At 57.9% G+C, this 26311-nt stretch carries 25 protein-coding genes; 13 read left to right on the top strand and 12 right to left on the bottom strand.

Annotated elements, in window-relative coordinates; translation table 11 throughout:
• Window position 1: 1 nt before the first annotated feature.
• Window positions 2-877, bottom strand: a complete 876-nt coding sequence (locus Q0792_RS12115) for a peptidylprolyl isomerase (protein WP_298840694.1) — start codon at window positions 875-877, stop codon at window positions 2-4.
• A gap of 174 nt (window positions 878-1051) precedes the next feature.
• Between Q0792_RS12115 and secA the strand changes: the two genes are divergently transcribed.
• The 3 genes from secA to Q0792_RS12100 all read left to right on the top strand — a co-directional run bounded on the left by secA (window position 1052) and on the right by Q0792_RS12100 (window position 6489).
• Window positions 1052-3790, top strand: coding sequence for a preprotein translocase subunit SecA (gene secA / locus Q0792_RS12110; RefSeq protein WP_298840690.1), 2739 nt, complete (start codon window positions 1052-1054; stop codon window positions 3788-3790).
• 103 nt (window positions 3791-3893) lie between these two features.
• Window positions 3894-4910, top strand: coding sequence for a hypothetical protein (locus Q0792_RS12105; protein ID WP_298840688.1), 1017 nt, complete (start codon window positions 3894-3896; stop codon window positions 4908-4910).
• Between the two features lie 19 nt (window positions 4911-4929).
• Window positions 4930-6489: a phosphate ABC transporter substrate-binding/OmpA family protein gene (locus Q0792_RS12100; RefSeq protein WP_298840685.1), complete on the top strand. Its 1560-nt coding sequence runs from the start codon at window positions 4930-4932 to the stop codon at window positions 6487-6489.
• A gap of 67 nt (window positions 6490-6556) precedes the next feature.
• On the opposite strand, the gene dnaJ is transcribed toward Q0792_RS12100, so the two are convergent.
• Together dnaJ and dnaK are read right to left on the bottom strand one after the other, a co-directional pair.
• Window positions 6557-7717 carry a molecular chaperone DnaJ gene (gene dnaJ, locus Q0792_RS12095; RefSeq protein WP_298840682.1) on the bottom strand — a complete coding sequence of 387 codons (1161 nt, stop codon included), beginning with the start codon at window positions 7715-7717 and terminating at the stop codon, window positions 6557-6559.
• 77 nt (window positions 7718-7794) lie between these two features.
• Complete coding sequence (gene dnaK / locus Q0792_RS12090; RefSeq protein ID WP_298840679.1) at window positions 7795-9705, bottom strand: molecular chaperone DnaK; 1911 nt, start codon at window positions 9703-9705, stop codon at window positions 7795-7797.
• Window positions 9706-9922: 217 nt separating this feature from the next.
• Between dnaK and Q0792_RS12085 the strand changes: the two genes are divergently transcribed.
• Window positions 9923-10516 carry an alpha-ketoglutarate-dependent dioxygenase AlkB gene (locus Q0792_RS12085; RefSeq protein WP_367276773.1) on the top strand — a complete coding sequence of 198 codons (594 nt, stop codon included), beginning with the start codon at window positions 9923-9925 and terminating at the stop codon, window positions 10514-10516.
• 7 nt (window positions 10517-10523) lie between these two features.
• On the opposite strand, the gene Q0792_RS12080 is transcribed toward Q0792_RS12085, so the two are convergent.
• Window positions 10524-10967 (bottom strand): helix-turn-helix domain-containing protein, encoded by a 444-nt coding sequence (locus tag Q0792_RS12080; RefSeq protein ID WP_298840677.1) that lies wholly within the window; start codon window positions 10965-10967, stop codon window positions 10524-10526.
• 135 nt (window positions 10968-11102) lie between these two features.
• On the opposite strand from Q0792_RS12080, the gene Q0792_RS12075 reads away from it, so the two are divergent.
• Window positions 11103-11480 carry a VOC family protein gene (locus Q0792_RS12075; RefSeq protein ID WP_298840674.1) on the top strand — a complete coding sequence of 126 codons (378 nt, stop codon included), beginning with the start codon at window positions 11103-11105 and terminating at the stop codon, window positions 11478-11480.
• A gap of 13 nt (window positions 11481-11493) precedes the next feature.
• Here the strand turns inward: Q0792_RS12075 and Q0792_RS12070 are convergent, their stop codons facing one another.
• Window positions 11494-12318: an ABC transporter permease gene (locus Q0792_RS12070; RefSeq protein WP_298840671.1), complete on the bottom strand. Its 825-nt coding sequence runs from the start codon at window positions 12316-12318 to the stop codon at window positions 11494-11496.
• Between the two features lie 119 nt (window positions 12319-12437).
• Here Q0792_RS12070 and cysQ point away from each other — a divergent pair, with 119 nt between their 5' ends.
• The 8 genes from cysQ (at window position 12438) to Q0792_RS12030 (ending at window position 21561) form a co-directional block, all read left to right on the top strand.
• Window positions 12438-13235 carry a 3'(2'),5'-bisphosphate nucleotidase CysQ gene (gene cysQ, locus Q0792_RS12065; RefSeq protein ID WP_298840666.1) on the top strand — a complete coding sequence of 266 codons (798 nt, stop codon included), beginning with the start codon at window positions 12438-12440 and terminating at the stop codon, window positions 13233-13235.
• A complete protein-coding gene (locus Q0792_RS12060; RefSeq protein ID WP_298840663.1) occupies window positions 13235-14038 on the top strand; it encodes a 3-deoxy-manno-octulosonate cytidylyltransferase in 804 nt (267 codons plus the stop codon). The genes cysQ and Q0792_RS12060 overlap by 1 nt, the downstream gene beginning before the upstream one ends.
• A 213-nt stretch (window positions 14039-14251) precedes the next feature.
• The gene (gene galU / locus Q0792_RS12055; protein ID WP_298840659.1) at window positions 14252-15145 is read left to right on the top strand and encodes a UTP--glucose-1-phosphate uridylyltransferase GalU; all 894 of its coding nucleotides are present in this window, start codon (window positions 14252-14254) and stop codon (window positions 15143-15145) included.
• A gap of 11 nt (window positions 15146-15156) precedes the next feature.
• Window positions 15157-16140, top strand: a complete 984-nt coding sequence (gene galE, locus Q0792_RS12050) for a UDP-glucose 4-epimerase GalE (protein ID WP_298840656.1) — start codon at window positions 15157-15159, stop codon at window positions 16138-16140.
• A gap of 42 nt (window positions 16141-16182) precedes the next feature.
• Window positions 16183-17199 (top strand): glycosyltransferase family 2 protein, encoded by a 1017-nt coding sequence (locus Q0792_RS12045; protein WP_298840653.1) that lies wholly within the window; start codon window positions 16183-16185, stop codon window positions 17197-17199.
• A 211-nt stretch (window positions 17200-17410) separates the two neighbouring features.
• Window positions 17411-18397, top strand: a complete 987-nt coding sequence (locus Q0792_RS12040; protein ID WP_298841870.1) for a glycosyltransferase family 2 protein — start codon at window positions 17411-17413, stop codon at window positions 18395-18397.
• Entirely contained in the window at window positions 18394-20097 is a 1704-nt protein-coding gene (locus Q0792_RS12035) for a beta-1,6-N-acetylglucosaminyltransferase (protein ID WP_298840650.1), read from the top strand. The genes Q0792_RS12040 and Q0792_RS12035 overlap by 4 nt, the downstream gene beginning before the upstream one ends.
• 3 nt (window positions 20098-20100) lie before the next feature.
• Window positions 20101-21561, top strand: coding sequence for a nodulation protein NodH (locus tag Q0792_RS12030; RefSeq protein ID WP_298840647.1), 1461 nt, complete (start codon window positions 20101-20103; stop codon window positions 21559-21561).
• On the opposite strand, the gene Q0792_RS12025 is transcribed toward Q0792_RS12030, so the two are convergent.
• From Q0792_RS12025 to Q0792_RS11995, 7 genes are all read right to left on the bottom strand, one after another.
• Entirely contained in the window at window positions 21519-21983 is a 465-nt protein-coding gene (locus tag Q0792_RS12025; RefSeq protein ID WP_298840644.1) for a PTS sugar transporter subunit IIA, read from the bottom strand. The two genes, Q0792_RS12030 and Q0792_RS12025, sit on opposite strands and share 43 nt — an antisense overlap.
• A gap of 41 nt (window positions 21984-22024) precedes the next feature.
• Entirely contained in the window at window positions 22025-22591 is a 567-nt protein-coding gene (raiA, locus tag Q0792_RS12020) for a ribosome-associated translation inhibitor RaiA (protein ID WP_298840641.1), read from the bottom strand.
• Window positions 22592-22837: 246 nt separating this feature from the next.
• Complete coding sequence (lptB, locus tag Q0792_RS12015; RefSeq protein ID WP_298840639.1) at window positions 22838-23596, bottom strand: LPS export ABC transporter ATP-binding protein; 759 nt, start codon at window positions 23594-23596, stop codon at window positions 22838-22840.
• Window positions 23596-24087, bottom strand: coding sequence for an LptA/OstA family protein (locus Q0792_RS12010; RefSeq protein WP_298840637.1), 492 nt, complete (start codon window positions 24085-24087; stop codon window positions 23596-23598). The genes lptB and Q0792_RS12010 overlap by 1 nt, the downstream gene beginning before the upstream one ends.
• 4 nt (window positions 24088-24091) lie before the next feature.
• Window positions 24092-24700, bottom strand: coding sequence for a hypothetical protein (locus Q0792_RS12005; protein ID WP_298840635.1), 609 nt, complete (start codon window positions 24698-24700; stop codon window positions 24092-24094).
• Window positions 24701-24706: 6 nt separating this feature from the next.
• Window positions 24707-25669, bottom strand: coding sequence for an SIS domain-containing protein (locus Q0792_RS12000; protein WP_298840633.1), 963 nt, complete (start codon window positions 25667-25669; stop codon window positions 24707-24709).
• Window positions 25666-26280, bottom strand: a complete 615-nt coding sequence (locus Q0792_RS11995; RefSeq protein ID WP_298840631.1) for a ribonuclease D — start codon at window positions 26278-26280, stop codon at window positions 25666-25668. Before Q0792_RS11995 ends, Q0792_RS12000 begins: the two co-directional genes overlap by 4 nt.
• Window positions 26281-26311 lie beyond the last annotated feature (31 nt).

Below are 26311 nucleotides of genomic sequence, written 5' to 3'. Positions count from 1 at the left end.
GTTACTCCGACAGCAGGTCCGTGCGACGCAGGAATGCACGGTCCATATCGCTGCCCTCTCCCGAGACGACCTCAGCCTCATTTGTGATTTCTTCCAGAAACTCGGATGCAATCTTCTGGGTCAGGTTCTGTTCCAGATCAGCGCGGACATCCTCAAGCGTCGGGATGTTCTTGGCGCGCACTTCGTTCAGGCGGATGACGTGCCATCCGAACTGTGTCTCGACCGGGCCAGAGACCTCGCCCACGTCCAGCGCGATTGCAGCGGCTTCAAAAGACGGTACCATCATACCGGTGCCGAACCAGCCCAGCGATCCGCCGCCCGGGCCGGAAGGTCCGGTCGAAAATTCGCGCGCGGTTTCGGCGAAATCGCCGCCATTGTTGATCTCTTCGATCACTGCAAGCGCTTCTTCCTCCGTGGCGACCAGAATGTGCGAGGCGTTGTATTCTTCTTCGGGTTCGATGTCGCCGTACTGCTCGTCGTAGAGCGCTGCGATGTCTTCTTCGGTCAGTCGTGCCTCGACCGCATCCTCAACGACCTTACGGGCCACCAGCGCACGTTTTTCGTTTTCCAGCTGAAGCGCCAGCTTCGCAGGAAGTTGTTCGCGGAACGTCTGCGCCAGGGCTTCCTGCTGCACCAGCTGCTGAAGAATACCCTCAAACAGAACGTCGTCTTCCAGTTGCTGGTATTCGGGCGGGAGAAGTGATGTTGCGGCGATCATATGACCCAGAGTGATATCGGTATCGCCAACCGTTGCCACAACGGTTGAGGCATCGGGTTCTGCAGCCGGATCGGTTGCCGCATTGTCCTGCGCGCTGACGGGCAGGGTGAGCAGTGCAACAAGTGCGGCAGATGTGAGGGTTCTGCGATGTTTAAACATGTTTTGGTCCTGGAACAGGGTCACGACGGGGCGCGACATTGACACGGTTTGGCGTGACCCTTACATCGCCCTATGGGCGCCACAAGAGGCTGGCGTTCACATTATTTCTATGGGCTGCGCCGCGGACGAGCAAGCAGATCAGCGCCTGACACAAACACTTCGGCTGGAGAACGCATGCTGGGTATCGGAACAATAGCAAAAAAAGTCTTTGGCACGCCCAATGACCGCAAGATTAAAGCGACCCGGCCCCTGATCGCGCAGATCAACAGTCTTGAGCCTGAGTTCGAGAAACTCTCGGACGAAGAGATCATCGCAAAGACCGAAACCCTGCGCCAGCGTGCCAGAGAGGGTGAGAGCCTCGACGCTCTGCTGCCAGAGGCCTTTGCCAACTGCCGTGAGGCGGCCCGCCGTTCACTGGGCCTGCGGGCCTTTGATACCCAGCTGATGGGCGCGGTGTTTCTGCATCAGGGCAACATTGCCGAACAGAAGACCGGTGAAGGTAAAACACTGACGGCGACATTCGCGGCTTATCTGAACGCGCTCACCGGTGACGGTGTGCACGTGGTGACGGTCAACGAATATCTCGCACGGCGTGATGCTGCATGGATGGGGAATGTGTTCTCTGCTCTCGGCATGACAACCGGCGTTGCCTATTCCAACATGCCCGAGGAAGAAAAACGCGTCGCCTACGAAAGCGATATCACCTACGCCACAAATAATGAGCTTGGGTTTGACTATCTCCGCGACAACATGCGGTCGGAGCTCAGCCAGATTTTCCAGAAGAAACATAACTTTGCCATCGTTGACGAAGTCGACAGTATTCTGATCGACGAGGCCCGGACGCCGCTGATCATTTCGGGGCCGTCGCAGGACCGGTCGGATATGTACCGCACCATCGACAAGGTAATCCCGTCGCTGCAGGACGAGCATTTCGAACTTGATGAGAAAACCCGGAATGTGACGTTCACCGACGAGGGGAACGAGTTCCTCGAAGACCTGTTGCGCAGCAATGAGCTGCTGGAAGAGGGTCAGTCGCTTTACGACCCTGAAAGCACGACCATCGTGCACCACATCAACCAGGGTCTGCGTGCGCACAAACTGTTCATGCGCGACAAGGATTATATCGTCCGTGACGACGAAATTGTTCTGATTGACGAATTCACCGGCCGGATGATGCCGGGCAGGCGCCTGTCGGATGGTCTGCACCAGGCGATTGAGGCAAAAGAGGACGTTTCCATCAAGCCCGAGAACGTCACACTCGCCTCTGTGACGTTCCAGAATTACTTCCGCCTCTACAACAAGCTGGCGGGCATGACCGGTACGGCGCTGACCGAGGCCGAAGAATTCATGGAAATTTATGGCCTGGGTGTGGTCGAGGTTCCGACCAACCGACCCATCGCCCGCGTTGACGAGGACGATCAGGTTTTTCGCACGGCCCGTGAAAAGTATGACGCCATGATCGAACAGATCAAGGAGAGCCATGCAAAAGGCCAGCCGGTTCTTGTCGGCACCACGTCGATCGAAAAGTCTGAGATGCTCAGCAACATGCTGACGGCCGCGGATATTCAGCACAATGTTCTGAACGCACGCCAGCACGAGCAGGAAGCACAGATTGTGGCAGATGCGGGCAAACTGGGTGCCGTAACGATTGCCACAAACATGGCGGGTCGCGGTACTGACATTCAGCTTGGCGGCAACGTTGATCTTCAGGTCATGGATGCTTTGACTGCCGACCCCGAAGCCGACCCCGAAGACCTGCGGACCCGTATCGAGGCCGCGCACGCCGACGAGAAAGAGAAAGTGCTTGCTGCAGGCGGGCTTTATGTTCTGGCGTCCGAACGCCACGAAAGCAGGCGGATCGACAACCAGCTGCGCGGACGTTCCGGTCGTCAGGGTGATCCGGGCCGGTCGTCATTCTATCTCAGCCTCGAAGACGATCTGATGCGTATTTTCGGGTCCGAACGCCTTGAGAAAGTGCTCAAGACCCTTGGTCTCAAGGAAGGCGAGGCCATTGTACACCCGTGGGTCAACAAGTCTCTTGAACGTGCGCAGGCCAAGGTTGAAGGCCGCAACTTTGATATCCGCAAGCAGCTGCTCAAGTTCGACGATGTGATGAACGAACAAAGGAAAGTGGTTTTCGGGCAGCGCCGCGAGATTATGGAAGCAGAAGATCTGTCAGAAATAACGACGGACATGCGCCATCAGGTTATTGATGATCTGATCGACACCTATCTGCCGCCAAACACCTATGCTGACCAGTGGGACGCTGACGGACTGCTTGTGGCAACGCGTGAACAGCTGGGCATTGACGTGCCCGTCACCGACTGGGCCGAGGAAGAAGGCGCCGATGACGAGGTGATCCGCGAGCGTCTGGTCGAGGCGTCTGACGCCTATATGACCGAGAAGGCCGGAAAGTTCGGCCCGGAGAACATGCGCAATATCGAAAAGCAGCTGCTGCTGCAGGCCATTGACGCCAAGTGGCGGGACCATCTGCTGACACTCGAGCATCTGCGTTCGGTTGTCGGTTTCCGTGGCTATGCGCAGCGTGACCCGCTGAATGAATATAAAAACGAGTCGTTCCAGCTTTTCGAAAGCATGCTCGACAGTCTTCGGGAAGATGTCACACAGAAGCTTGCTCAGATTCAGCCGCTGACAGATGAAGAACGCGAGCAGCTCATCGAGCAGATCAGGGCACAGCAGGCTGCGGCTGCAGCCGCAGCGGCCGGTACAGTCGTTTCTGCGTCGGGAACAACTTTGTCAGCTGATCCGGTGGTTTCTGAAGGAGATCCTGAGAATGCGGCAGAGGGTTTTGTCGAAGATGACCCTTCGACGTGGGGGAATCCGGGCAGAAATGAGGCATGCCCATGTGGATCCGGCAAGAAATTCAAGCACTGTCATGGGCGTCTCGTCTGAGCAGTTTGCCTTTTTGTTGCCTGAATGACTCCCAATACCCGTCATAAGTGAGCCCTGTTTACGATCTATTAACCATTCTTAACAGGTGGAAGAGGATCGAAATATGTCTCACAAGACAGAAATCATGACCGCGGCTGGAACACTGGCATGTGCGCTGGGCATTGGTTTCGTTATGCAGAGCGGCGATGCAGCTCAGCAGCGATATGGAGACCATGTACAGGTCGCGCAGAACAGCGTGATCACAGTCGGGCTTTCGTCGGTGGAACGGCTGTCACAAGCTGCCGATCCCGCAGCTGACGGTCCGGTTCTGGACGTTCATGACATTACGCTCACTTCCGCAGAGCTTCCCGAGGCTGTAACCAGAACAGCCACGGCCGAACCCGCCGTTTTCGAGGAACCAGCGCCACTGGCCCCCGGACCTCAGTATACAATCCGCTCTGGCTGCCCTGTTTCTGCCACGGCACAACCCCTTCCGGGGGCAATGGTAAGTGTGGATATCAAGGCCGCGTGTTTTGCCGGACAGATAGTGACAATCACTCACCAGAGCATCGTATTTGACGAGAAACTGTCAGACGATGGTAAACTGAGCGTGGTTATTCCGGCGCTGAAGAGCGATGCAGAGTTCTCCATTTCTTTCGAAAACGGTAAATCAGCTACGGCCAGCACATCTGTGCCGACGATCGCACTTTATGACCGTGTCCTTATTCAGGGCGTGGGCGAAACAGGCATTCAGATCCACGCGCGTGAATTCGGCGCGTCATATGGCGACGACGGACACGTCTGGTCCGGCGCACCGCGTGATGCATCGGCTGTCAACGACGGTGTTGGTGGGTTTATGACGGTGCTTGGTCAGCCAGGTGACAAAGACCACCTGGTCAGCGAGATCTATACGTATCCGGTTGCAGTTTCCCGAGCTGTGGGCGCCGTTGATCTCAGCATCGAAACAGAAGTCACTGCCGCCAACTGCGGTACGACGGTATCCGCAACGGCGGTAAAGGTTTTCCGCGGCGGTCTGCCTGAAGTCAGTGATCTCAGCATCGATGTCCCGTCCTGCGAAGCAGTGGGTGACTTTCTGGTGTTGAAAAACCCGCTCGGAGACCTGAAACTCGCCAGCAACTGATCCGCTGCGAGGCCATTTCATGACACTCCTGCGTGCAGCGTTTTGCGCTGCACTTTTTCTTTTTGCGCTGTGCCGGCCGCTGGGTGCCGAGGATGTGACACTGACGTCCCGCGACGGAGAAGTGGAACTGTCCGGCACGTTGCTGGGCTTTGATGGCGAACTTTATCGCATCGATACGATCTACGGCGAACTGACTGTTGACGGGTCCGGTGTCACCTGTGACGGACCTGCCTGTCCGAGCCTCGAGGACTACGTTGCCGAGATACGTATTTCCGGCGCAGCTTCGATGGGAACGGTCATGGTGCCGGCGCTGATCGAAACCTTTGCGCAGCGAAACGGATACAACGTCACGCGGGAAACGCAGGATGCGTCGCACAGAAGCTACAGTCTGACAGACCCGGATTCGGATCGTGTAATTGCGCGGTTTTTCTTTCGGCTGACCAACACCGATGAAGGATTTGCAGACCTGCTGGCAAATGAAGCGGATATCGTGATGGCGCTTCGCGAAATCCGTGCCGGCGAGCGGGATCGGGCACTTGAGGCCGGAATGGGCGATGTCGCGGATGCACGACGCGCGCGTGTTCTGGCACTGGACGCCGTTGTGCCCGTGGTGGCGCCAGACAACCCGGTGCGATCAGTGTCCCTGACAGAACTTGCACGGATTTATGCAGGTGAAATCCGGAACTGGTCGGCCCTGGGCGGACCGGATTCACCGATAACGCTCTATGCACCGGATGCGGAAACCGGCCTCGCACAGGCCTTTGAGCGGCAGGTGATGGCGCGTTCGTCACTCGAGCAGACCGGTGATATCAGGAGGTTCGCGCTCGGAGAGGACCTGGCGCGCGCTGTGGTCGCAGACCCTTTCGGGCTGGGCATTACCAGTTATGCGGAGACCGGCAGGGCACAGGTTCTGTCACTGCGGGGAGGCTGCGGCCGTAACCTCGTGGCAGGTCGCCAGACCATCAAAACCGAAGACTACCCACTGACCGCACCGATGTTCCTGTACCGTCCTGCCCGGCGTTTGCCGCGCACAGGGCGGGAGTTTCTGGCGTTTGCTACTTCCTCTGCGGCACAGCTGGTGATCCGCCGGTCCGGGTTTGTGGATCAGGCACCCGAGCTTGTGTCCCTGGAACTGCAGGGAAACCGGCTCGCCAATGCGATTGATGCAGCTGGTCCGGAAATCACGCTCGAGGTTTTGAAACGCATGATCTCTGTTCTCAGCCCAAGGAAACGGCTGACAACGTCATTCCGATTTGAAACCGGCTCCGCGCGACTTGATGCACAGTCCCGGTCGAACGTTGTGCGGCTGGCCGAAGCCCTGGAGCGGGGACGTTACGATTCGCGTGAACTTCTTTTTGTCGGGTTCAGCGATGGCGATGGAAGCGCTCTGGCCAACCAGTCAATTGCCCTGCGGCGGGCAGAAACTGTACGCCGCGCTGTCCTGGATGCGGCCGAGACATTTGACAGCGCCCGGGCTGAGCTTCGTGTTGACGCGTTTGGCGAGGCAATGCCGGTTGCCTGTGACACGAGCGAATGGGGTCGGCTGACCAACAGGCGTGTGGAAGTCTGGCTGAGGTAGTGGTCCGCACAGAAAAACCGGCAGGGGTTAGTTCCTGCCGGTTCGGTGTCTGCGACGAACGATGGTGTCAGCCCTTCATGGAATCCCAGAAGCTTTTCACAGAGGAAAAGAAGCTTGAGGATTCCGGGTTGTTGTCCTCGGACAGGTCATCGAATTCCTGAAGGATTTCCTTTTGCCGCGCTGTCAGATTAACGGGCGTTTCCACAGCGAGTTCGATGAACATATCGCCGGTTCCGGCACCGCGCAGGGCCGGCATCCCTTTTGACCTCAGGCGCATCTGACGACCAGACTGGCTGCCTGAGGGAATCTGCACACGTCCCCGGCCGCCATCGATTGTCGGTACCTCGATTGATCCGCCCAGCGCCGCTTTGGCCATGGATACAGGAACGCGGCAGTAGAGGTTCGTGCCTTCGCGCTGAAAAAGCTCGTGATCGGCGACATCGATGAAGATGTAGAGATCACCGGACGGTCCACCGCGCATACCTGCCTCGCCTTCGCCGCCGAGGCGAATACGGGTCCCAGTCTCGACGCCGGCAGGGATATTGACGTTCAGCGCACGCTCTTTCTCGACACGGCCGGCGCCCTGGCAGGATTTACAGGGATTCTTGATGATCTGACCAAGGCCGGAACACGTGGGGCAGGTCCGTTCGACGGTAAAGAAACCCTGCTGGGCACGGACTTTACCCATGCCTGAGCATGTCGGACAGGAAGCCGGCTCGGAGCCACCCTCCGAGCCCGAGCCATTACAGCCCGAACAGCTGACCGATGTCGGAACGTTGATGGTCTTCTGAATGCCCGAGAAGGCTTCTTCAAGTTCGATGCGCATGTTGTAGCGCAGATCGGAGCCGCGTGAGGCGCGTCGTCCACCACCACCGCCACGCTGGCCACCCATGAAATCTCCGAAGAGATCGTCGAACACATCGGAGAACGCAGATGAAAAATCGCCCTGGCCACCGCCGCCGAATCCGCCGCCCGGCCTTCCGCCGCCGCCGCCCATGCCGCCTTCGAATGCGGCATGACCGAACCGGTCATAGGCAGCCTTTTTCTCAGCGTCCTTGAGGACTTCGTAGGCCTCATTTGCTTCTTTGAACTGTGCTTCGGCCTGTGGATTGTCGGCGTTCCTGTCAGGATGCAGCTCTTTGGCTTTTGTACGGTAGCCCTTTTTGATCTCGTCAGCCGAGGCCCCTTTGGCGACGCCAAGCACTTCGTAGTAGTCACGTTTTGCCATGGTAATGTCCCCTCTCCGGAACGTGACAGGCCGACCCGGGGGGTCGGCCTATGCTGGGGTTCCGGACCACGCGTTTCTTATGCGCGCTTGTCGTCGTCAAGATCCTCGAACTCGGCATCAACGATGTCGTCGTCATCTGCACGCGGCTCGTCGGCTGCTTCGGGCGCATCCTCGCCGTCTTCCTGAGCGGCCTTATAAATGGCCTCACCAAGTTTCATTGCGGCTTCTGTTACGTTCTGGATGCCGGACTTGATCTTGTCCACGTTGTCTGTTTCCAGCTCATCCTTGAGCGCCGCAATCGCCAGTTCGATCGCTTCGATCGTTGTCGGATCAACCTTGTCAGCATGCTCTTCCATCGATTTTTCGGTCGAGTGGATCAGGCTCTCAGCCTGGTTTTTCGCTTCGATGAGTTCGCGGCGGGCCTTGTCGGCCTCGGCATTCTCTTCCGCGTCCTTGACCATTTTATCGATATCGTCATCTGACAGGCCACCGGAAGCCTGGATCGTGATCTTCTGCTCTTTGCCGGTGCCCTTGTCCATGGCGCCGACCGACACAATGCCGTTGGCGTCGATGTCAAAGGTTACTTCGATCTGTGGCATACCGCGCGGGGCCGGCGGGATGTTTTCCAGATTAAAGGCACCAAGGATTTTGTTGTCAGACGCCATCTCGCGCTCACCCTGGAAAACCCGGATGGTCACAGCGTTCTGGTTGTCTTCAGCCGTCGAGAAGATCTGAGATTTCTTGGTCGGGATTGTTGTGTTGCGATCGATCAGCCGCGTGAACACACCGCCCAGGGTTTCGATACCCAGCGAGAGTGGTGTGACGTCGAGCAGAACAACATCTTTGACGTCACCCTGCAGAACACCTGCCTGAATGGCCGCGCCCATGGCCACAACCTCGTCGGGGTTCACACCCTTGTGCGGCTCCTTGCCAAAGAATTTGGTCACTTCCTCGACCACTTTGGGCATCCGCGTCATACCACCGACGAGGACAACCTCGTCGATGTCAGACGGGGACAGGCCCGCGTCCTTGAGCGCCGCCTGGCAGGGCTTCATCGAGGATTTGATCAGGTCACCGACCAGGCTTTCCAGTTTGGAGCGGGTCAGCTTCATTACCATGTGCAGCGGCTGGCCATTGGAGCCCATCGAGATAAACGGCTGGTTGATCTCAGTCTGACTTGAGCTGGACAGTTCGATTTTGGCCTTCTCGGCAGCTTCTTTCAGACGCTGCAGGGCCATCTTATCCTGCGTCAGGTCCACCTGATGCTCTTTTTTGAACTCACCGGCGAGATAGTTGACGATGCGCATGTCAAAGTCTTCACCGCCCAGGAAGGTATCACCGTTGGTGGACTTTACCTCAAACAGGCCGTCGTCAATTTCCAGGATGGTGACGTCAAACGTACCGCCGCCAAGGTCATAGACAGCGATTGTCTGTGTGTTCTCTTTGTCGAGGCCATAAGCCAGAGCAGCAGCCGTCGGCTCGTTGATGATCCGCAGCACTTCGAGGCCGGCAATTTTGCCCGCGTCTTTGGTGGCCTGACGCTGTGCGTCGTTAAAATACGCGGGAACGGTGATAACCGCCTGCGTCACTTCTTCACCGAGGTAGCTCTCGGCGGTCTCTTTCATTTTACCGAGGATGAATGCAGAAATCTGCGAGGGCGAGTACTTCTCGCCTCTGGCCTCAACCCATGCATCGCCGTTACCACCGTCGATAACCGCAAAGGGGAGGTTTTTCTTGTCTTTGGCAAGATCTGCGTCGTCGTTGCGACGGCCGATCAGGCGCTTGACGCCGAAGATTGTGTTGTCGGGGTTGGTAACCGCCTGGCGTTTCGCCGGCTGGCCTACCAGTCGCTCCTCATCCGTGAAAGCGACGATCGAAGGTGTCGTCCGTGCACCTTCGGCGTTCTCAATAACACGCGGCTGCGATCCGTCCATGATGGCGATGCAGCTGTTTGTGGTTCCAAGGTCGATACCGATCACTTTGGCCATTTTCTGATCCCTCTTAAAACTAAAGGCGATGACACGGAACGCGGACCCGTTTCGGCGCCCTGATCCCGATCTGTTTACACATGAAGCGGGTCGCCTCATGCGGTTCGCAGGGTATATAAGGAGGGGCCAGCGGCCCTGCAACCTTTGAGAGCGCCGCCCGGAGGGAATCCGGAAGAAATTTCGTCAATGACGGCCATGAGGGGTGGGAATGATGCAAATGAGCATCGCAGGTTTCACAATTTATAAAGGTTTCCTTAACAAAAGCGCCTGCGAAGCCCTTGTCGGAGAGCTGCGGGACGTGGTGCGTGACGCTCCGTTTTTTGCGCCGGTGACACCGCGGGGAAAGCCTATGTCAGTGCGGATGACGGCTGCGGGTGATTTTGGCTGGATCACCGACCGTTCGGGGTACCGCTACAGCAGAACGCATCCGTCCGGTACGGCATGGCCACCTGTTCCGGAAGCGGTTCTGGATATCTGGCGGGATGTGTCCGGATCAGATCGCCTGCCGGAAAGCTGTCTGATCAATTATTACGGCGAAGGTGCACGGATGGGCCTGCATCAGGACAAGGACGAAGCCGGGTTTGTCTGGCCGGTTGTTTCGGTGTCGCTGGGCGATGACGGGTTGTTCCGTATGGGTGGCACGGAACGGGGAGGCAAAACGCAGTCCATCTGGCTGGAGAGCGGAGATGTGGTGGTGATGGGCGGCGCAGCGCGCCTCGCTTATCATGGTGTGGACCGGATCCGCTATGGCTCGTCGTCCCTGCTTGAAAACGGCGGGCGGCTGAACCTGACGCTGCGCGTTGTGACATAGCCCGGCGTCAACGGGTCAGTACCTGCGCAGCCCGTCCGATGGCGACGCCTGCATTTGTAGCCATATATGCCGGTCTCGGCGGGTGAAGTGATGCGTCCGTATTCCGCTGCAGCCAGTTTCTTGCGTGCAGGTTTTTCAGGGTCTGTGACAGCGCACGGTCAGTGACAGGCGCCAGATCAGTTCTGATGTCGCTGAAATATCGCGGCTCCTGACACACGGCCAGCACCGGGATTGTCCACATGCGGCGCAACAGGTCCGGAGCGCCGTCTTCCTGTCCGATTGTCAGGACGTGTGCTGCCATGTCACCAGCCGCCAAACCGTCTCTGGTCAGCCGGAACTCGGGGCGCAGAGGATGGCCATGCCCCGGATTGCGCTCCAGCAGCCCCAGATCAACAAGGTGGGAAATGCTTTGTACAAAGGCCGTGCGCCCTGCACCGGTTGCGGCAATCAAAGGCGCCTGCCGTCCGGGTACACCTGCGTTCAGGCTTGCGAGAATATGCAGGGACCATGATCGCGAGGTAATCTTGACAAGTTGCTTTATGTCCATAAAGTATAGTAACTATATTTTATGTCGAAAGGAAAGCCTGTGCCGGTCGCGAATCTCGAAAGCACCATCACTCTCGCGATGTCAGTAAGAGACCGCCACAGGAGTGCTGACTGGTATCACGAGATGCTGGGTTTTGAGCTTCTTTACCACGCTGACGAAGCGGGCTGGAGCGAGATGGGCACACTGACAGCGGGCGTCACAATCGGATTCGGAGAACAGGCCGAACCTGCGCCGGGCAATACGGTACCGGTATTCGGGGTCGCAGACATTGAAAGTGCGCGGTCAGCGCTAGAGGCGGCAGGAGTGGGTTTTGACGGGCCCACAGAAGTGATCGAGGGCATGGTGAAAACCGCGACGTTCTATGATCCTGACGGCAACGCTCTCATGCTCGCGCAGGACCTCACAGGAACCGCGTGAAGACCGGCAGACATCAGCGCCGTGCGCTCCAGCTGATGGATGCATGACGGCGGGTGTAAAATTCGCCCATCAGACCGATCATCACCAGAATGAGACCAACGATGACCGCGTATTCCCAGTTCGTGTAACGCGGGACGTAATTGATGAATATGTATCCGCGCGCCTGGTCGATGCAGTGAAAAAGCGGATTCCAGTCAAACATGGCCAGCATGTACCCGGGCATGACGTTGGCCACGAACATCTTGCCTGACGCGATCATATTGGCCCGCTGATAGATGGTATTAAAGATCGTCACGAACTGCGGCATCCATGGCTTGAGTGCCAGCAGGACAAGACCGATGGCGACACCGGTAAACCAGGCGAGCATAAACATCGCAAAAGCCGCGAACGGGTCGTCGATACTGATCGGTGTCCACGCCACGTGATAGATAAACAAAATCACCGCCATGGACAGCAGCTGGATATAGAGCGACCCAAGTGCGGCGGACGCGATTGCGACAATCGTGTTCATCGGGGCGTGCTGCATCATCGGGCTTGCCGGACCCTCGGACCCGAACACAGCGCCCATGGCCTTGGTATGCGTCATGAACAGAAAAACGCCGGACATAATGTACAGCAGAAAGTCGCCCCGGACCGCAGCGCCCTTGAGCCCGAGCAGCGCAAACATCGCATAGAATGCCGCAACAAAGATCACTGCCTGCAGCAGGTTGATCCCGATTGCCAGAAAGGCATTCGAATGGGTCTTGCGCACCGAGCGGACCACCGAGTGGTAGATCAGCGCAAGGATCGTGAACGCAGAGGACAGTGCGCCCTGCCGTCTGTGGGATGCCTGAAACATGTCTGCCGAGCCTCGTGTCTAAGGGCAGTCTCGCACGGATTTCTTGCTGTTCCGTTAGGCTGGCAGCATAAGGGGCAATATCGTTTTGATCAACAAAGGCCGGCTCGGGAATAAAATATATGGATTACAGCCTGTTAGTGACTGAGATGCGCAGACTTGCGCTGCTTGGGGGTGCACGTATCATGGAGATTTACGAGGCGGACGACTTTGACGTAAAGGTCAAATCAGATGCCAGTCCGGTCACAGAAGCCGATGAAGCGGCGGATGCGATAATCTCGGCTGGCCTTCGCGCCTCTTTCCCCGATGTTCTGCTCGTGACCGAAGAACAGGCTGCAACCCATGACAAGACCAGTGATACTTTTCTGATCGTGGATCCGCTCGACGGGACCAAGGAATTCATCAACAGACGCGGTGACTTTACCGTCAACATCGCACTGGTTGAGAACGGCGTGCCCACACGCGGCGTGGTCTATGCACCGGCCAAAGGGCGCATGTTTTACACAGACAGTGACGGGCGCGCGGTCGAGGAAACCGGTGATCTGGCGCTTGATGCTGTGGGGGAACTGTCCCCGATAAAGGTCTCTGATCCGGATAATTCGGCTCTGCTGGTCGTTGCCTCAAAGTCTCACCGCGACCAGGCGACAGACGACTACATCAGTAAATACGCCGTCCAGGATATGAAGAGTGCAGGCAGTTCTCTGAAATTCTGTCTGGTGGCAACGGGCGAGGCTGATATCTATCCGCGACTGGGCCGGACAATGGAGTGGGACACAGCAGCCGGAGATGCGGTTCTCCGTGGCGCAGGGGGTGCCGTGGTACGCTTTGATGATCACACAGCGCTGAAATACGGCAAAGAAGGCTACGCCAACCCCTTCTTTATCGCCGCGGCGCCGGGTGTGACACTGAAAGCGGGCTGATGTCTGTTCTGATCGCCATCCCCGCCCGTTATGCCTCGTCGCGCTATCCCGGCAAACCTCTGGCCATGCTGCGCGGCGCTTCGGGGCAGGCGCAGAGCCTGATCGAGCGCAGCTGGCGTGCAGCCATGTCTGTCTCTGGTGTCGACCGGGTCGTGGTGGCGACAGACGACGACCGGATCAAAGAAGCGGCCGCAGCCTTTGGCGCCGAAGTCGTGATGACCTCGCCTGATTGCGCCAATGGCACGGAACGCTGTGCAGAAGCGCATGAACAGCTGGGCGGGAACTATGATATTGTTGTGAACCTGCAGGGTGACGCTCCGCTGACCCCACACTGGTTCATCGAAGATCTCGTGGCGGGACTTCGTGCCGCGCCGGATGCCGAGATTGCCACGCCGGTACTGCGCTGCGACGGCGCAACTCTCAGCGGGTTTCTCGAAGACAGGCAGGCCGGACGGGTGGGTGGAACGACTGCGGTTTTCGGAGATGGCGGCCAGGCGCTCTACTTTTCCAAGGAAGTGATACCCTATACCGGGCGCGCCTGGACGGGTGACGAAACTGAAACGCCCGTTTTTCATCATGTTGGTGTCTACGCCTACCGGCCCGCGGCGCTCGCTGCTTATCCGGGCTGGAAAACAGGCCCGCTGGAACGTCTTGAAGGGCTGGAGCAGCTGCGGTTTCTGGAAAACGGACGGCACGTCCTGTGCGTTGAGGTGTCCGCGCGGGGACGCCAGTTCTGGGAGCTTAACAACCCCGAAGACGTGCCGAGGCTTGAAAAAATGATGCAGGAAATGGGTGTCGACTGATGCGCCGGCCGGGTTTCCCGAAACAATAGCAGCCGATTGCCACAATTATGCCATGGCAGGCGCTATACTGCGCATGAGAAACAAATGTTGCATTTCCCCGGGCGTCCGCCGGAAAGCTGATGTAAAGCTCTGATTGCATGGTCCGGCAGAGCCGTTAGCGCAGGTACGCGATTCTGTGGTACAGTGACGACATGTGTGATGAGGATAAGAGTAATGAAACGCAAGGTAACCAAAGCGATCTTCCCTGTTGCGGGGCTGGGTACACGCTTTTTGCCCGCCACCAAATCTGTTCCCAAGGAGATTATGACGCTGGTCGACCGGCCACTGATCCAGTACGCGATTGACGAGGCCCGCGCCGCCGGGATCAAGGAATTCATTTTTGTGACGTCCCGTGGCAAAGGCGCGCTGGAAGATTATTTCGATCATGCGCCCCAGCTCGAGGAAGAACTGCGTCGCAAGGGCAAGACAAAGCTGCTTGAGACGCTGGAAACCACCAACATGGAAAGTGGCGCAATTGCCTATATCCGTCAGCACCGCGCTCTTGGCCTCGGTCACGCCGTCTGGTGCGCCCGCCGCCTGATCGGTGATGAGCCTTTTGCTGTTATCCTGCCGGATGATGTGATTGCTGCTGACAAGCCGTGCCTGCAACAGATGGCCGAAGCCTATGAGGAAACCGGCGGCAATATGGTGGCGGCGATGGAAGTGCCGGCGGCAAAAACGTCGTCTTACGGCATGCTGGATATTTCCGAAGACATGGGCGCGATGGTGCGGGTCAAAGGCATGGTGGAAAAGCCCCCTGCAGGCGAAGCGCCATCAAACCTTGCCGTTATCGGCCGCTATATTCTGTCGCCATCGGTGCTGCAGAACCTGCACAATATCAAATCAGGCGCGGGTGGTGAGATCCAGCTGACCGACGCGATTGCGCGCGAGATCGACAACGAGAACGGCGTTTACGGGTACCGTTTCGCCGGTCAGCGTTTCGACTGTGGATCCAAATCCGGGTTCCTCCAGGCGACGGTCGCGTTTGGTCTGGCGCGCGACGAACTGCGTGACGACCTGTCCGCATATCTGCATGATATTGTCACGATGGGCAAAGCGGCAGAGTAAGGCGACACTCCATGACCAATATTCTGGTAACCGGTGGTGCGGGCTATATCGGCTCGCACGCATGTAAAGCACTGAAAGCCGCGGGATACACGCCGGTCACCTTCGATAATCTCGTCACCGGATGGCAGGACGCCGTGCGGTTCGGACCGTTCGAACAGGGTGATCTGCTGGATCTGGCACGGCTGGAAGAGGTTTTTGCCAGGTGGCAGCCTGCGGCTGTCATGCACTTTGCTGCACTCAGCCAGGTGGGCGAGAGTATGCAGCAACCAGGCACCTACTGGCGGAATAATGTTCAGGGCTCTCTGAACCTGATCGAGGCTGCGGCGGCATCCGGGTGCCGGCAGTTTGTTTTCTCCTCCACCTGCGCGACCTACGGTGATCAGGACAATGTGGTTCTTGATGAAAACAGCGAACAGCATCCGATCAACGCTTATGGCGCGTCAAAACGCGCTATTGAGGACATCCTTCGCGATTTTGACGCTGCGCATGGGCTCAACCATGTGATTTTCCGCTACTTCAACGTTGCGGGGGCAGACCCCGACGGCGAAGTGGGCGAGTTCCACCGGCCGGAAACGCACCTGGTGCCACTGTTGCTGGACGCCATTGACGGCAAGCGGGATGCGCTTACGATATTCGGCACCGATTACGATACGCCTGACGGGACATGCATCCGGGACTATGTGCATGTCTGCGATCTTGTGGATGCTCATGTGCTCGGGCTGAAATGGCTCGAAAGTGGTAAGGGATCCCGGGTTTTCAATCTGGGCACCGGTACGGGCTTTTCTGTGCGCGAGGTCATGGACCACAGCCGCACGGTAACCAACCGCCCTGTACCCTTCAACGAGGGCGACAGGCGACCCGGTGACTGTACGCGGCTTGTATCCGGCTCGACCCGTGCCGAGGCAGAGCTCGGGTGGAAACCGACGCGCTCGACCATGGAGACAATGATCGCCGACGCCTGGCGCTGGCATCAGAACGGTCATTATGACAAATAAACCCTGAGAAGGCGCTGTGACGCGCTCGTCAGGGGACATCGGATGGCTGGTAAGCGGACAGTCCTGAACCGGTACAGACTGCGTCTGAGACGCAAACGCCTGCTGTGGCGAGCCTTCCGCTCCCGCCGTGATCTGACACCGGTTGCTGACCGGACAGCCAGCGTAACCCAGGAACAGATCCTGCTCTTTTCGACAGTGCGAAACGAGATGATGCGTCTGCCGTGGTTTATGAAACATTACCGCGCGCTGGGCGTCGGGCATTTCATCTTTGTGGACAACGACAGTGATGACGGAACAGCGGAATGGCTGGCCGGACAACCCGACACATCGGTGTGGGCAACTGCATCAGGTTACCGCGCTGCGCGCTTTGGAATGGACTGGCTGACATCGCTGCAACGCCGCTTTGCACCGGGCCACTGGACGCTGACGGTCGATGCAGATGAACTTCTGATCTATCCCGGGCACGATAACTGCCCGCTTCCCGATTTCGTGAAGCGACTGGAGCGTTTCAACCAGAAGGCGATGGGTGCGATCATGCTGGACCTCTACCCGAAGGGCCGGCCAGACGAACACACCTATCTGCCGGAGCAGAATCCGCTGGATGTTCTGCCATGGTTTGATGCCTGGGGGTACCAGGTGCAACGGCAGGCCCGAATGGGTAACCTCTGGCTCCAGGGAGGACCCCGCGCGCGGTGCTTTTTTGCTGATGATCCCGCGCGTGCGCCCACGCTGAACAAGATTCCGCTGGTGCGCTGGGACCGGGCATTTGTCTATGTAAATTCGACACATAACGCTCTCCCGGCCTGGTTGAATGAGACATGGAAGTCACACGGCGGAGTGGCCGCATCCGGCGTTCTGCTGCACACAAAGTTCCTTCCCGGAACAGCAGAACGCGCAGCACAGGAGAAAGCGCGCAGAGAGCACTTTCAACAACCGGAAGCATTTGACGCATATTACGATGCACTGATCCGTGGCACCGACATGTGGGAACCGGGCTCTGCACGTTATACGTGTTGGCGCCAGATGGTCGACCTTGGGCTGATGTCCGAGCTGCGCTGAGCCCCGGGATGCTGACCGGTTTCCGGGCAGCGCAAAATGCGACAAACCGTTGCAAAATGGGACTTTTCGGGCAATAGATTCTTAATAAATCGCGATTTGGAACAAGCGATAAAGATGTGTCCGGCAGGCGACCCTGGTATACAGCGGGGCGGAATGACGGACGACACGGGCAGAAAAGGGCAGGGGCTTGGGCGTTCTTGGGTCTTACCGTATGCGTCTGGCGCGCAAGCGCCTGAGGATCCGTGCGCTCCGTAAAAGTAGCGAGCTACGTCGCGTCCGGGACCGGACCGGTATGATAAGGCCGGATGAAATCCTGCTGTTCTCAACCATGCGGAACGAGAAGATCCGTCTGCCGTATTTCCTGGATTACTACCGGAACATGGGCGTGACCCATTTTCTGATTGTTGACAACGACAGCACAGACGGCAGCACGGAATATCTGGCACAACAGCCGGATGTATCTGTCTGGCAGACCGGCAAAAGCTACCGCAGGTCGCGCTATGGGGTGGACTGGCTGAACTATCTGCAGAGCCGCTATGGGCATGACCACTGGTGCGTCGTTGTCGACCCGGATGAGTTCCTGCTTTACCCGTTCTGCGACACGCGGCCCCTGCGCGCACTGACTGACTGGCTGGACGCCTGCTCGATCCGCGCTTTCAGCGCGATGTTGCTGGACATGTACCCCAAAGGACGGCTCGAGGATCAGCCCTATCTGCCGGGGATGAACCCGCTGGATATCGCCTGCTGGTTTGACAGCGGCAACTATACGATCTCGCGCAATCACCTTTATGGCAACCTTTGGATACAGGGTGGTCCGAGGGCCCGGATGTTCTTTCCCGAAGAACCGTCAAGGGCACCGGCGCTCAACAAGATACCGCTGGTCAGATGGAACCGGCGTTACGCATATGTCCACTCGACGCACATGCTGCTGCCGCGTGGTCTTAATCTCGTGTACGACGAATGGGGGGGCGAGAAAGCATCCGGCGTGCTTCTGCACACGAAATTCATTGATACCTTCGCCGACAAGGCCAAAGAGGAAACCGAGCGACGCCAACACTACGCGGAGTCCTATGAGTACCGCGCCTATGCTCACCATCTGGGGCGGGACACGCAGATCTGGTGCAAGTGGTCTGAAAAATACATCAACTGGCGGCAACTTGAGATTCTGGGGCTGATGTCCAAGGGGAACTGGGCATGAGCCTTGGGGTGGTCATGCTGGTGCACACGGCATTCGACCGGGCAGAAGAAGTTGCCCGGCACTGGCGCGCCAGTGGCTGCCCGGTTGTGATCCACGTGGACAAATCTGTCCCGCGACCGGTTTATGACGCCTTTGTCTCGGCCCTGAGTGATCTGGCGGACGTCAGTTTTTCACGGAGATTCCGGTGCGAGTGGGGCACCTGGGGCATTGTGGCGGCCACCCAGGCGGCTTCAGAGCAGATATTGCAGGCTCATCCCGGTGTTCGCCATGTCTATCTCGCGTCGGGATCGTGCCTGCCGCTGCGCCCGGTGAAGGAACTGATCGACTATCTGGCCGCAAGACCCCGCACCGATTTTATCGAAAGCGCGACCACAGCGGACGTACCATGGACAGTCGGCGGCCTGAACGCCGAGCGTTTCACACTCCGGTTTCCGTTTTCCTGGCGTCGCCAGCGCTGGCTGTTTGACCGGTATGTTTCACTTCAGCGTCGTGTCCGGTTCCGGCGGCGCATCCCTGCCGGACTGGTGCCGCACCTTGGTTCGCAGTGGTGGTGTCTGACCCGCCAGACCCTTACAGCCATTTTACAGGACCCGTCGCGCGCCGACATCGAACGGTATTTTCGCAGGGTCTGGATCCCGGACGAAAGCTATTTCCAGACCATGGCGCGGCAGTATTCCACGCACATTGAAAGCCGGTCCCTGACACTGTCGAAATTCGACTATCAGGGCAAACCGCATATTTTCTATGACGATCACCTGCAGCTGCTGCGGCGGTCCGACTGTTTTGTCGCGCGAAAAATCTGGCCGCATGCGCAGCGTCTTTACGATGCCTTCCTGACTGATGCAGAGAGCGCGATGAGCAAAACGGAGCCCAATCCGGGCAAAATTGATCGCATCTTCGCCAAGGCGGTCGACCGTCGGGTATTCGGGCGCACCGGTCTTTACATGCAAAGCCGGTTTCCCAGAGATGACTGGGACAGTGGTGTTACCGCGTCACCTTATTCTGTCTTTCAGGGGTTCACTGAACTGTTCGAGAATTTCGAGCCCTGGCTTGCCCGTGCGACGGGTGCGCGGGTGCACGGCCACCTGTTCGCACCGGCGGGTGCGGAATTTGCGGACAATCAGACGTCGATCAATGGTGCACTGAGTAACAGCGCTGTTCTGCGTGACTACAATCCCGAGTTCTTTCTGACGAATCTGTTGTGGAACACGCGTGGGGAGCGCCAGTGTTTTCAGTTCGGGCCGGGCGATACACAATCGGTTAACTGGCGTATCGCCAAAGACCCCAACGCACAGATTTCCGTCATCAGCGGCGCCTGGGCCATCCCGCTGTTCCGTTCCAATGCCAGTTTCGCTGACCTGCGGCAGAAGGCTGCGACCCTGCAAAAGACCGAAAGTGAGCACCTGAACGTTCTGCGATCTGCCTGGACCAAAGCGCGTGTGCGTATCTGGACCATGGCAGAATTTATCGAAGCACCGATGGAGCCACTGCAGACTGTCCTTGACGAGATCGGTGCAGGCGAAACGCGTCGCCTGGCCGAGGCGCCGCGCATGGTTGATCTGCGCGGATTTGGTCAGTTCCTGCAGAACCTGAAAAACCAGGGGATGCATCCGCATCTTATGGGTGATTTCCCCGTGGACGATCTTCCGGCGCATCAGCCTCCCGGTCGGGCCGCGCCGCGACCCTATCTGGTGCGTTAATCGATGCCTGCATTCGACAGTTTTGTGGTTTTTGCCGGGATGCGGACCGGCTCCAACATGCTGGAAGCGAGCCTGAACAGCCTGCAGGATGTCAGTTGTTACGGTGAAGCCTTTAATCCGCATTTTGTCGGCTATCCGGACGCCAGCGATATCCTTGGCTTTGATGCAGCTGCCAGGGACCGTGATCCCCTGGCCCTTCTGCAGCGCATCAGGTCTGCGCCCGGGCTGACGGGATTTCGCTATTTTCACGACCACGACCCACGCGTGCTGGATGCAATCGTCAATGATCCAACCTGTGCCAAGATCGTCCTGACCCGCAATCCTGCAGAAAGCTACGTGAGCTGGAAAATTGCGCGCGCTACCGGACAGTGGAAACTTACCGACGTGCGCCGCCGCAAGACAGCCAGTGTTGTTTTTGACGCGGCCGAGTTCGCCGATTTTCAGGATGCGGTGACCGGGTTTCGATCCCGGCTGATGCACCGGCTGCAGAGCATGGGACAGACCGCGTTTCACGTTGACTACAGCGATCTGCGCGACGTTGGTGTGATCAACGGTCTCGCCGTTTTCCTTGGCTCGGATGCGCGGGTGGACAAGCCGGGTGGCACTCTGAAAGTCCAGAACCCGATGTCTCTCTCATCCAAAGTAACCAATTTCGAGGAGATGGAGCGCGCTCTTTCCGGACAGGATGTGTATCAGCTGGCGAGATTGCCGGACTTTGAACCGACGCGGGCGCCGGCCGTCCCGACCTATATCGCGGCACCGGAAACGCCGTTGCTCTTTCTTCCGATAAAGGGCGGACCGACGGATGTGGTCCGCGCCTGGCTGGCCGACCTTGACGGCGCCGGAGACGATGACCTGCAAACGCAGATGTCCCAGAAAACGTTGCGCCAGTGGAAACGAAAATCACCCGGGCACCGCAGCTTTACAGTTCTCCGCCATCCGGTCGCCCGTGCACACCATACGTTTTGCAGTTTTATCCTTGGCACCGGTCCGCAGGTTTATACTGCGATCCGCAGGACACTGATCAACCGTTATGAGCTGCCCCTGCCGGATACCACGCCGGGAAAAGACTACAGTCTTGCGCAGCACCATGCGGCTTTTGCGGCTTTTCTGAAGTTCCTCAGAGCCAATCTGGCCGGGCAAACGGCGATACGAACCGATGCGGCATGGTGCAGCCAGTCACACGTTGTACAGGGATTTGGCGGCCTGGCATTGCCGGATTTCATTTTCCGTGAGGATGAAATTGCTACAGCGCTGCCCGACCTGGCCGGTCGTCTGGGTTGCAAAACAGCGGCCGAAGTACCCCAGGCTAGCGAAGACCAGCCCTGGTCGTTGTCAGCGATTTACGATGACGAGATTGAACAGCTTGCGGCAGAGGCGTATGCGCGCGACTACATGACGTTTGGCTTTTCTGCCTGGCGTCAGGCTGCCTGTTCTGCTTCGCTGGATGTCAGGATCGTATAGAGCGTTGCCGGGTTCGGGTTCGCCCGAAGTTTGGAGCAGACCGCCGCATCGCGCAGGGTACGAGATACAAGTGCCAGAGCTTTGAGATGTTCGACACCTGCGTCCTCAGGCGCAAAGAGCCCGAAGGCGATATCGACCGGCTGCCGGTCAACCGCGTTGAAATCTATCGGCTTGTCGAGCAGCACGAAAACACCCGCAACTGACTCGAGCCGTGTGGTGCGGGCATGCGGCAGCGCCACGCCGTAACCAACACCTGTTGGTCCGAGAGCCTCGCGGGCAAGCAGTGCGTCAAGTATTTCGCCTGATGGCAGGCCATAGGCCTGCTCTGCGAGATCACCCAGATCCTGCATCAGACGCTTTTTACTGGAGGCCGAGGTTATAACCTTTACGGCCTCCGGTTTCAGGAGGGTAGCAAAATCCATAATTTACGCACTTTTTGCCCGGGTTCTCCGCGCAGGTTGTCCTACTGAGGGTCAATCCAGCCAATGTTGCCGTCTTCGCGGCGGTACACGACATTCAGCCCGTTTTTGCTCTCATTCCGGAAGATCAGAACGGGCGCGCCGGCAAGTTCCATCTGCATCACGGCTTCTCCGACTGAGAGAGATGGGATTTTCGTTTCCATCTCGGCCACGATCATGGGTTGCAGCGTGTCCGGCTCATTTTCTTCCGAGTCGGTTTCTGAAGCGAGGATATATGAGGAGCCTCCGTATAATTCAACCGGTTCTGACCGATCTTTGTGATGATCTTTCAACCTGCGCTTGTAGCGACGCAGCTGTTTTTCCATCTTTTCACAGCAGGCATCAAAGGCTGCATAGATTTCGGTCTGATGCGCTTTTGCCTGCGCTGTAAGGCCCGTTGACAGGTGTACTGTCGCTTCACAAACGTATTCATGCGCCGATCTGGAAAACACAACGACAGCTTCGGTAGGGCGCTCGGCGTATTTTTTGACAGATGCACCAAGTTCTTCTTTGACGTGTGTCTGCAGCGCTTCACCAATGTCGATCTGTTTTCCGCTGATCTGATATCGCATAACTTCTCCTTCTCGTGGCGCACTCCGCCTGTTTCCGACGCCTCAACGTGGAAGACAGTTTAGCAGAGTTTCAGAAAATGGCGTGAGTTCAGGCTGTTAGCTTGGGACCCCTGAAAATCAGGGCGAACATCCAAAAGACAGAGCCGGATACTTGCCATACGACCATTGAGCCCGAAAAGGCAGTACTGAGTCAAACAAAAGACCGTTCTGACAGGCGAAAAAATGGTTAACGCGTTACCGGGAGTGTTAAGAAATCCGGAAGTTGTCACCCAGGTATACGCGGCGCACATTCTCGTTCTGTACCACATCCTCGGGTGTTCCGGACATCAGTACGCGGCCCTCATGAAGAATGTACGCACGGTCAACAATTTCCAGCGTTTCGCGCACGTTGTGGTCGGTGATCAGAACACCAATACTGCGTTTTTTAAGGTCTGCGACCAGCTGGCGTATATCTCCGACCGAGATCGGGTCAACGCCCGCAAAGGGCTCATCAAGGAGCAGATAACGGGGATTTGCCGCAAGTGATCGCGCGATTTCGACCCGCCGGCGTTCGCCACCGGACAGCGCGAGGGCCGGAGCGCGGCGGAGGTGTTCGATCGAAAACTCACTGAGCAGCTCTTCGAGCCGTTCGCGCCGTTTGTGGCGGTCACTTTCGGTGATATCGAGAATCGCAGCTATATTGTCCTGCACAGACAACCCGCGAAAAATGCTCATTTCCTGCGGAAGATATCCGATCCCCATCTGCGCGCGCCGGTACATCGGAAAACCGGTCACATCCTGGCCGTCAATGGTTACAGACCCACCTTCAGGTGTTACCAGCCCCGCGATCGCATAGAAGGTGGTTGTTTTGCCCGATCCGTTGGGGCCAAGCAGAGCCGCGACTTCTCCGCGTTCCAGATACATGGAGAAGTCCCGGATGACGGTTTTCTTGCGGTAGGATTTGCGCAGATGCTCTACGCGCAACCCCGCTGAACCTTCTGCAACAGTGAGCTCGGGAGGTGACATCAGTTGTCGCCGGTCTGCAGCACTGTCCGGATGTTCCCGGTCATCTGTGCCGTGCCTTCACGCAACTGAACAGTCATTTTGTCTGCCGAAAGCACAGACGGTCCCTGCACGAGCAGGACATTGCCTGTCATCACGATCGAGCCGTTGTCGATATCATAGTTGGCCGCCTCTGATTCTGCAGCATCTTCGCCGGATACCAGTGTCACGCCGCCGGTCGCTTCGAGACGGGCGATACCTTCGGCTGCGGACTTATAGACCACCAGTACTTTTGCGGCGGACAGCCGCATCTCGCCCTGCGCGATCACGACATTTTCGGTAAAAACCGCGGATCCGGTTTCCTGATCAACCGACAGGTTGTCGGCGGTAACCTCGACGGGCAGGTCGGTGGCCTGTTGCAGTGCGCCAAAAGCGACCTTGGCGCCCTGTGCGGAAACACTGGTCGAAAGAACCAACAAGGACAGAGAAAAAGCAATCAGTCTGAAAACGTTCACGGAGTTAATCTTCCACCTCTTTCGGCTGATATAGCAGTTTAACACCGTTTGTGAAAACCATTTGGGCGTTACCGCCGTCGTCGTTTTCCCGGATGTGCATAGCGCCTGCAACGAGGTCGCCACCGGGCGTCACGGCAGACACCGTTTCGGGCGACCGGACATCAAGTGCGGTGACCCTGGCCGTCAGCAGCTGACTGCGGACCTCGTAGCCCTGCGAGGTGATCAGAATGACATTGCCTGTCAGCTCTGCGACATCGTCCGCCAGCAGCACCGACGCGCTGTCGGATTTTACGGTGACTTCGGCACCACCCGCCATGTCGATACGGACAAATACGTCGTTGGCACGGGTTTCCCCGACGAGGTCCTGCGGGCTCGTAACCGTCTCAGCGACAAAGGCGATCTGATCCCCGTTTGCTGTCGTACCGGAAAAATAGGGTCCGCTGATCTGCTGGTTGGCCAGCCTTTCCTGAACCTCTGCGTCAGCAAAAGGTATGGAGTCGGTCGGGTCTACTGCGCGTGACAGCAAAAAGAGCGTCGAGAGTATTGCGAGCGCCATAATGGGCAAGGCCACTTTCAGCCAGGCGACCATCTGAGAATACCGGTCTCCCTGCATTGTGACCTATCCCAGCCCGACGCGCAGGCAGTCGTGGATATGGATCAGACCAACGACCGTTTCCGGGGCTTGCTGATTCACGACCAGCAGGCAGGTGATCTCGCGCGCGTTCATGACACTGACGGCTTTCTCGGCCAGATCCCCGGGCGCGATTGTGACAGGTGACGGTGTCATTACGTCCCGTGCACGGGCGTTGCTCAGTATCTCAAGGTGCCGGCCGATATCGCCGTTCGTTATGATGCCGCGTAACCGGTTGCTGTCATCCATAACCGCGACAACACCAAACCCCTTCTGGCCGATTACTGCGAGTGCGGCCGCCACAGGTGCATTTTCGTCTACCAGAGGCAGAGCGTCACCGGTGTGCATAAGGTCTTGGACGCGGCTCAGCTGCGCACCAAGTCTGCCGCCCGGGTGAAAGTCCCGGAAGTTTTCCGGCGTGAATTCGCGGTGCTCCATCAGGGCGATGGCCAGCGCATCGCCTAGCGCAAGTGTCATCGTCGTGGAGTTGGACGGCACGACCCCGGTGTCACAGGCTTCTCCGAGTGACGGGAGCAGCAGCACGACATCACACTGTCGCCCCAGGCTGCTCTGTTCATTGCGCGTGATGCCCAGCAACGGGATGTCATAGCGCCGGGAATAGGTGACGAGATCTGCCAGTTCGGGCGCTTCGCCGGAGTTTGAAATAGCGAGCACGACATCGGCCGATGTGATCATGCCCAGATCACCGTGACTGGCCTCGGCCGGATGGACAAACTGTGCAGGCGTGCCGGTGCTGGCCAGGGTTGCTGCAATTTTGCGTGAGATGTGCCCGGACTTGCCAATACCGGTCACAATCACCCGGCCCTTGCTGTTCAGCAGCAGGTCAATTGCGTCACGAAACCGTCCATCAAGGCTTTCTGCCAGGTGGCTGAGGGCGTCAGCCTCCGCGCGGATAACCCGGCGGGCGGTATCGATAAAAGGCGTCTTCATGAATGGGCAAAGATGTCCGTTTCGGGCCATCCGGCCAGATCAAGGCGTGCGCGCATCGGCAGAAAATCAAAGCAGGCCTGTGCCATTTCCATCCGGCCTTCGCGTTCCAGCATCACGTTCAGCGCGTCACGCAAACGGTGCAGATACAGGACATCAGAAGCCGCATAATCAACCTGGGCCTCGGTCAGCGTTTCCGCGCCCCAGTCGCTGGACTGCTGCTGTTTGGAAATGTCGACGTTCAGAAGTTCCTGCAACAGCTTCGCCAGACCGTGCCGGTCGGTAAAGGTGCGCACCAGGCGGCTGGCGATCTTGGTGCAGTAAACCGGCGATGTCTCTGCACCAAAGGCATTCAGCATGGCCGCGATATCGAACCGTCCAAAGTGGAACAGTTTCAGAACGTCCGGGTCTTCAAGCAGACGGCACAGGTTCGGTGCTTCGGTCTGACCTTTGGCGATCTGCACCAGATGCGCGTTTCCGTCTCCACCTGACAGCTGTACAACGCAGAGCCTGTCACGATGAGGGTTCAACCCCATGGTTTCGCAGTCAATTGCCACAACGGGCCCCAGATCAAGGCCGTCCGGCAGATCGTTTTTGTATACTGAATGAGTCATGGCTACCCTATAGCCTGACTTATCGGGGCGC

It is taken from the genome of uncultured Roseobacter sp., from assembly GCF_947495025.1.
Taxonomy (GTDB): Bacteria; Pseudomonadota; Alphaproteobacteria; order Rhodobacterales; family Rhodobacteraceae; genus Roseobacter.
Note: the sequence above shows the minus strand (reverse complement) of the source record. Positions and strands in the feature narration are given on the sequence as shown.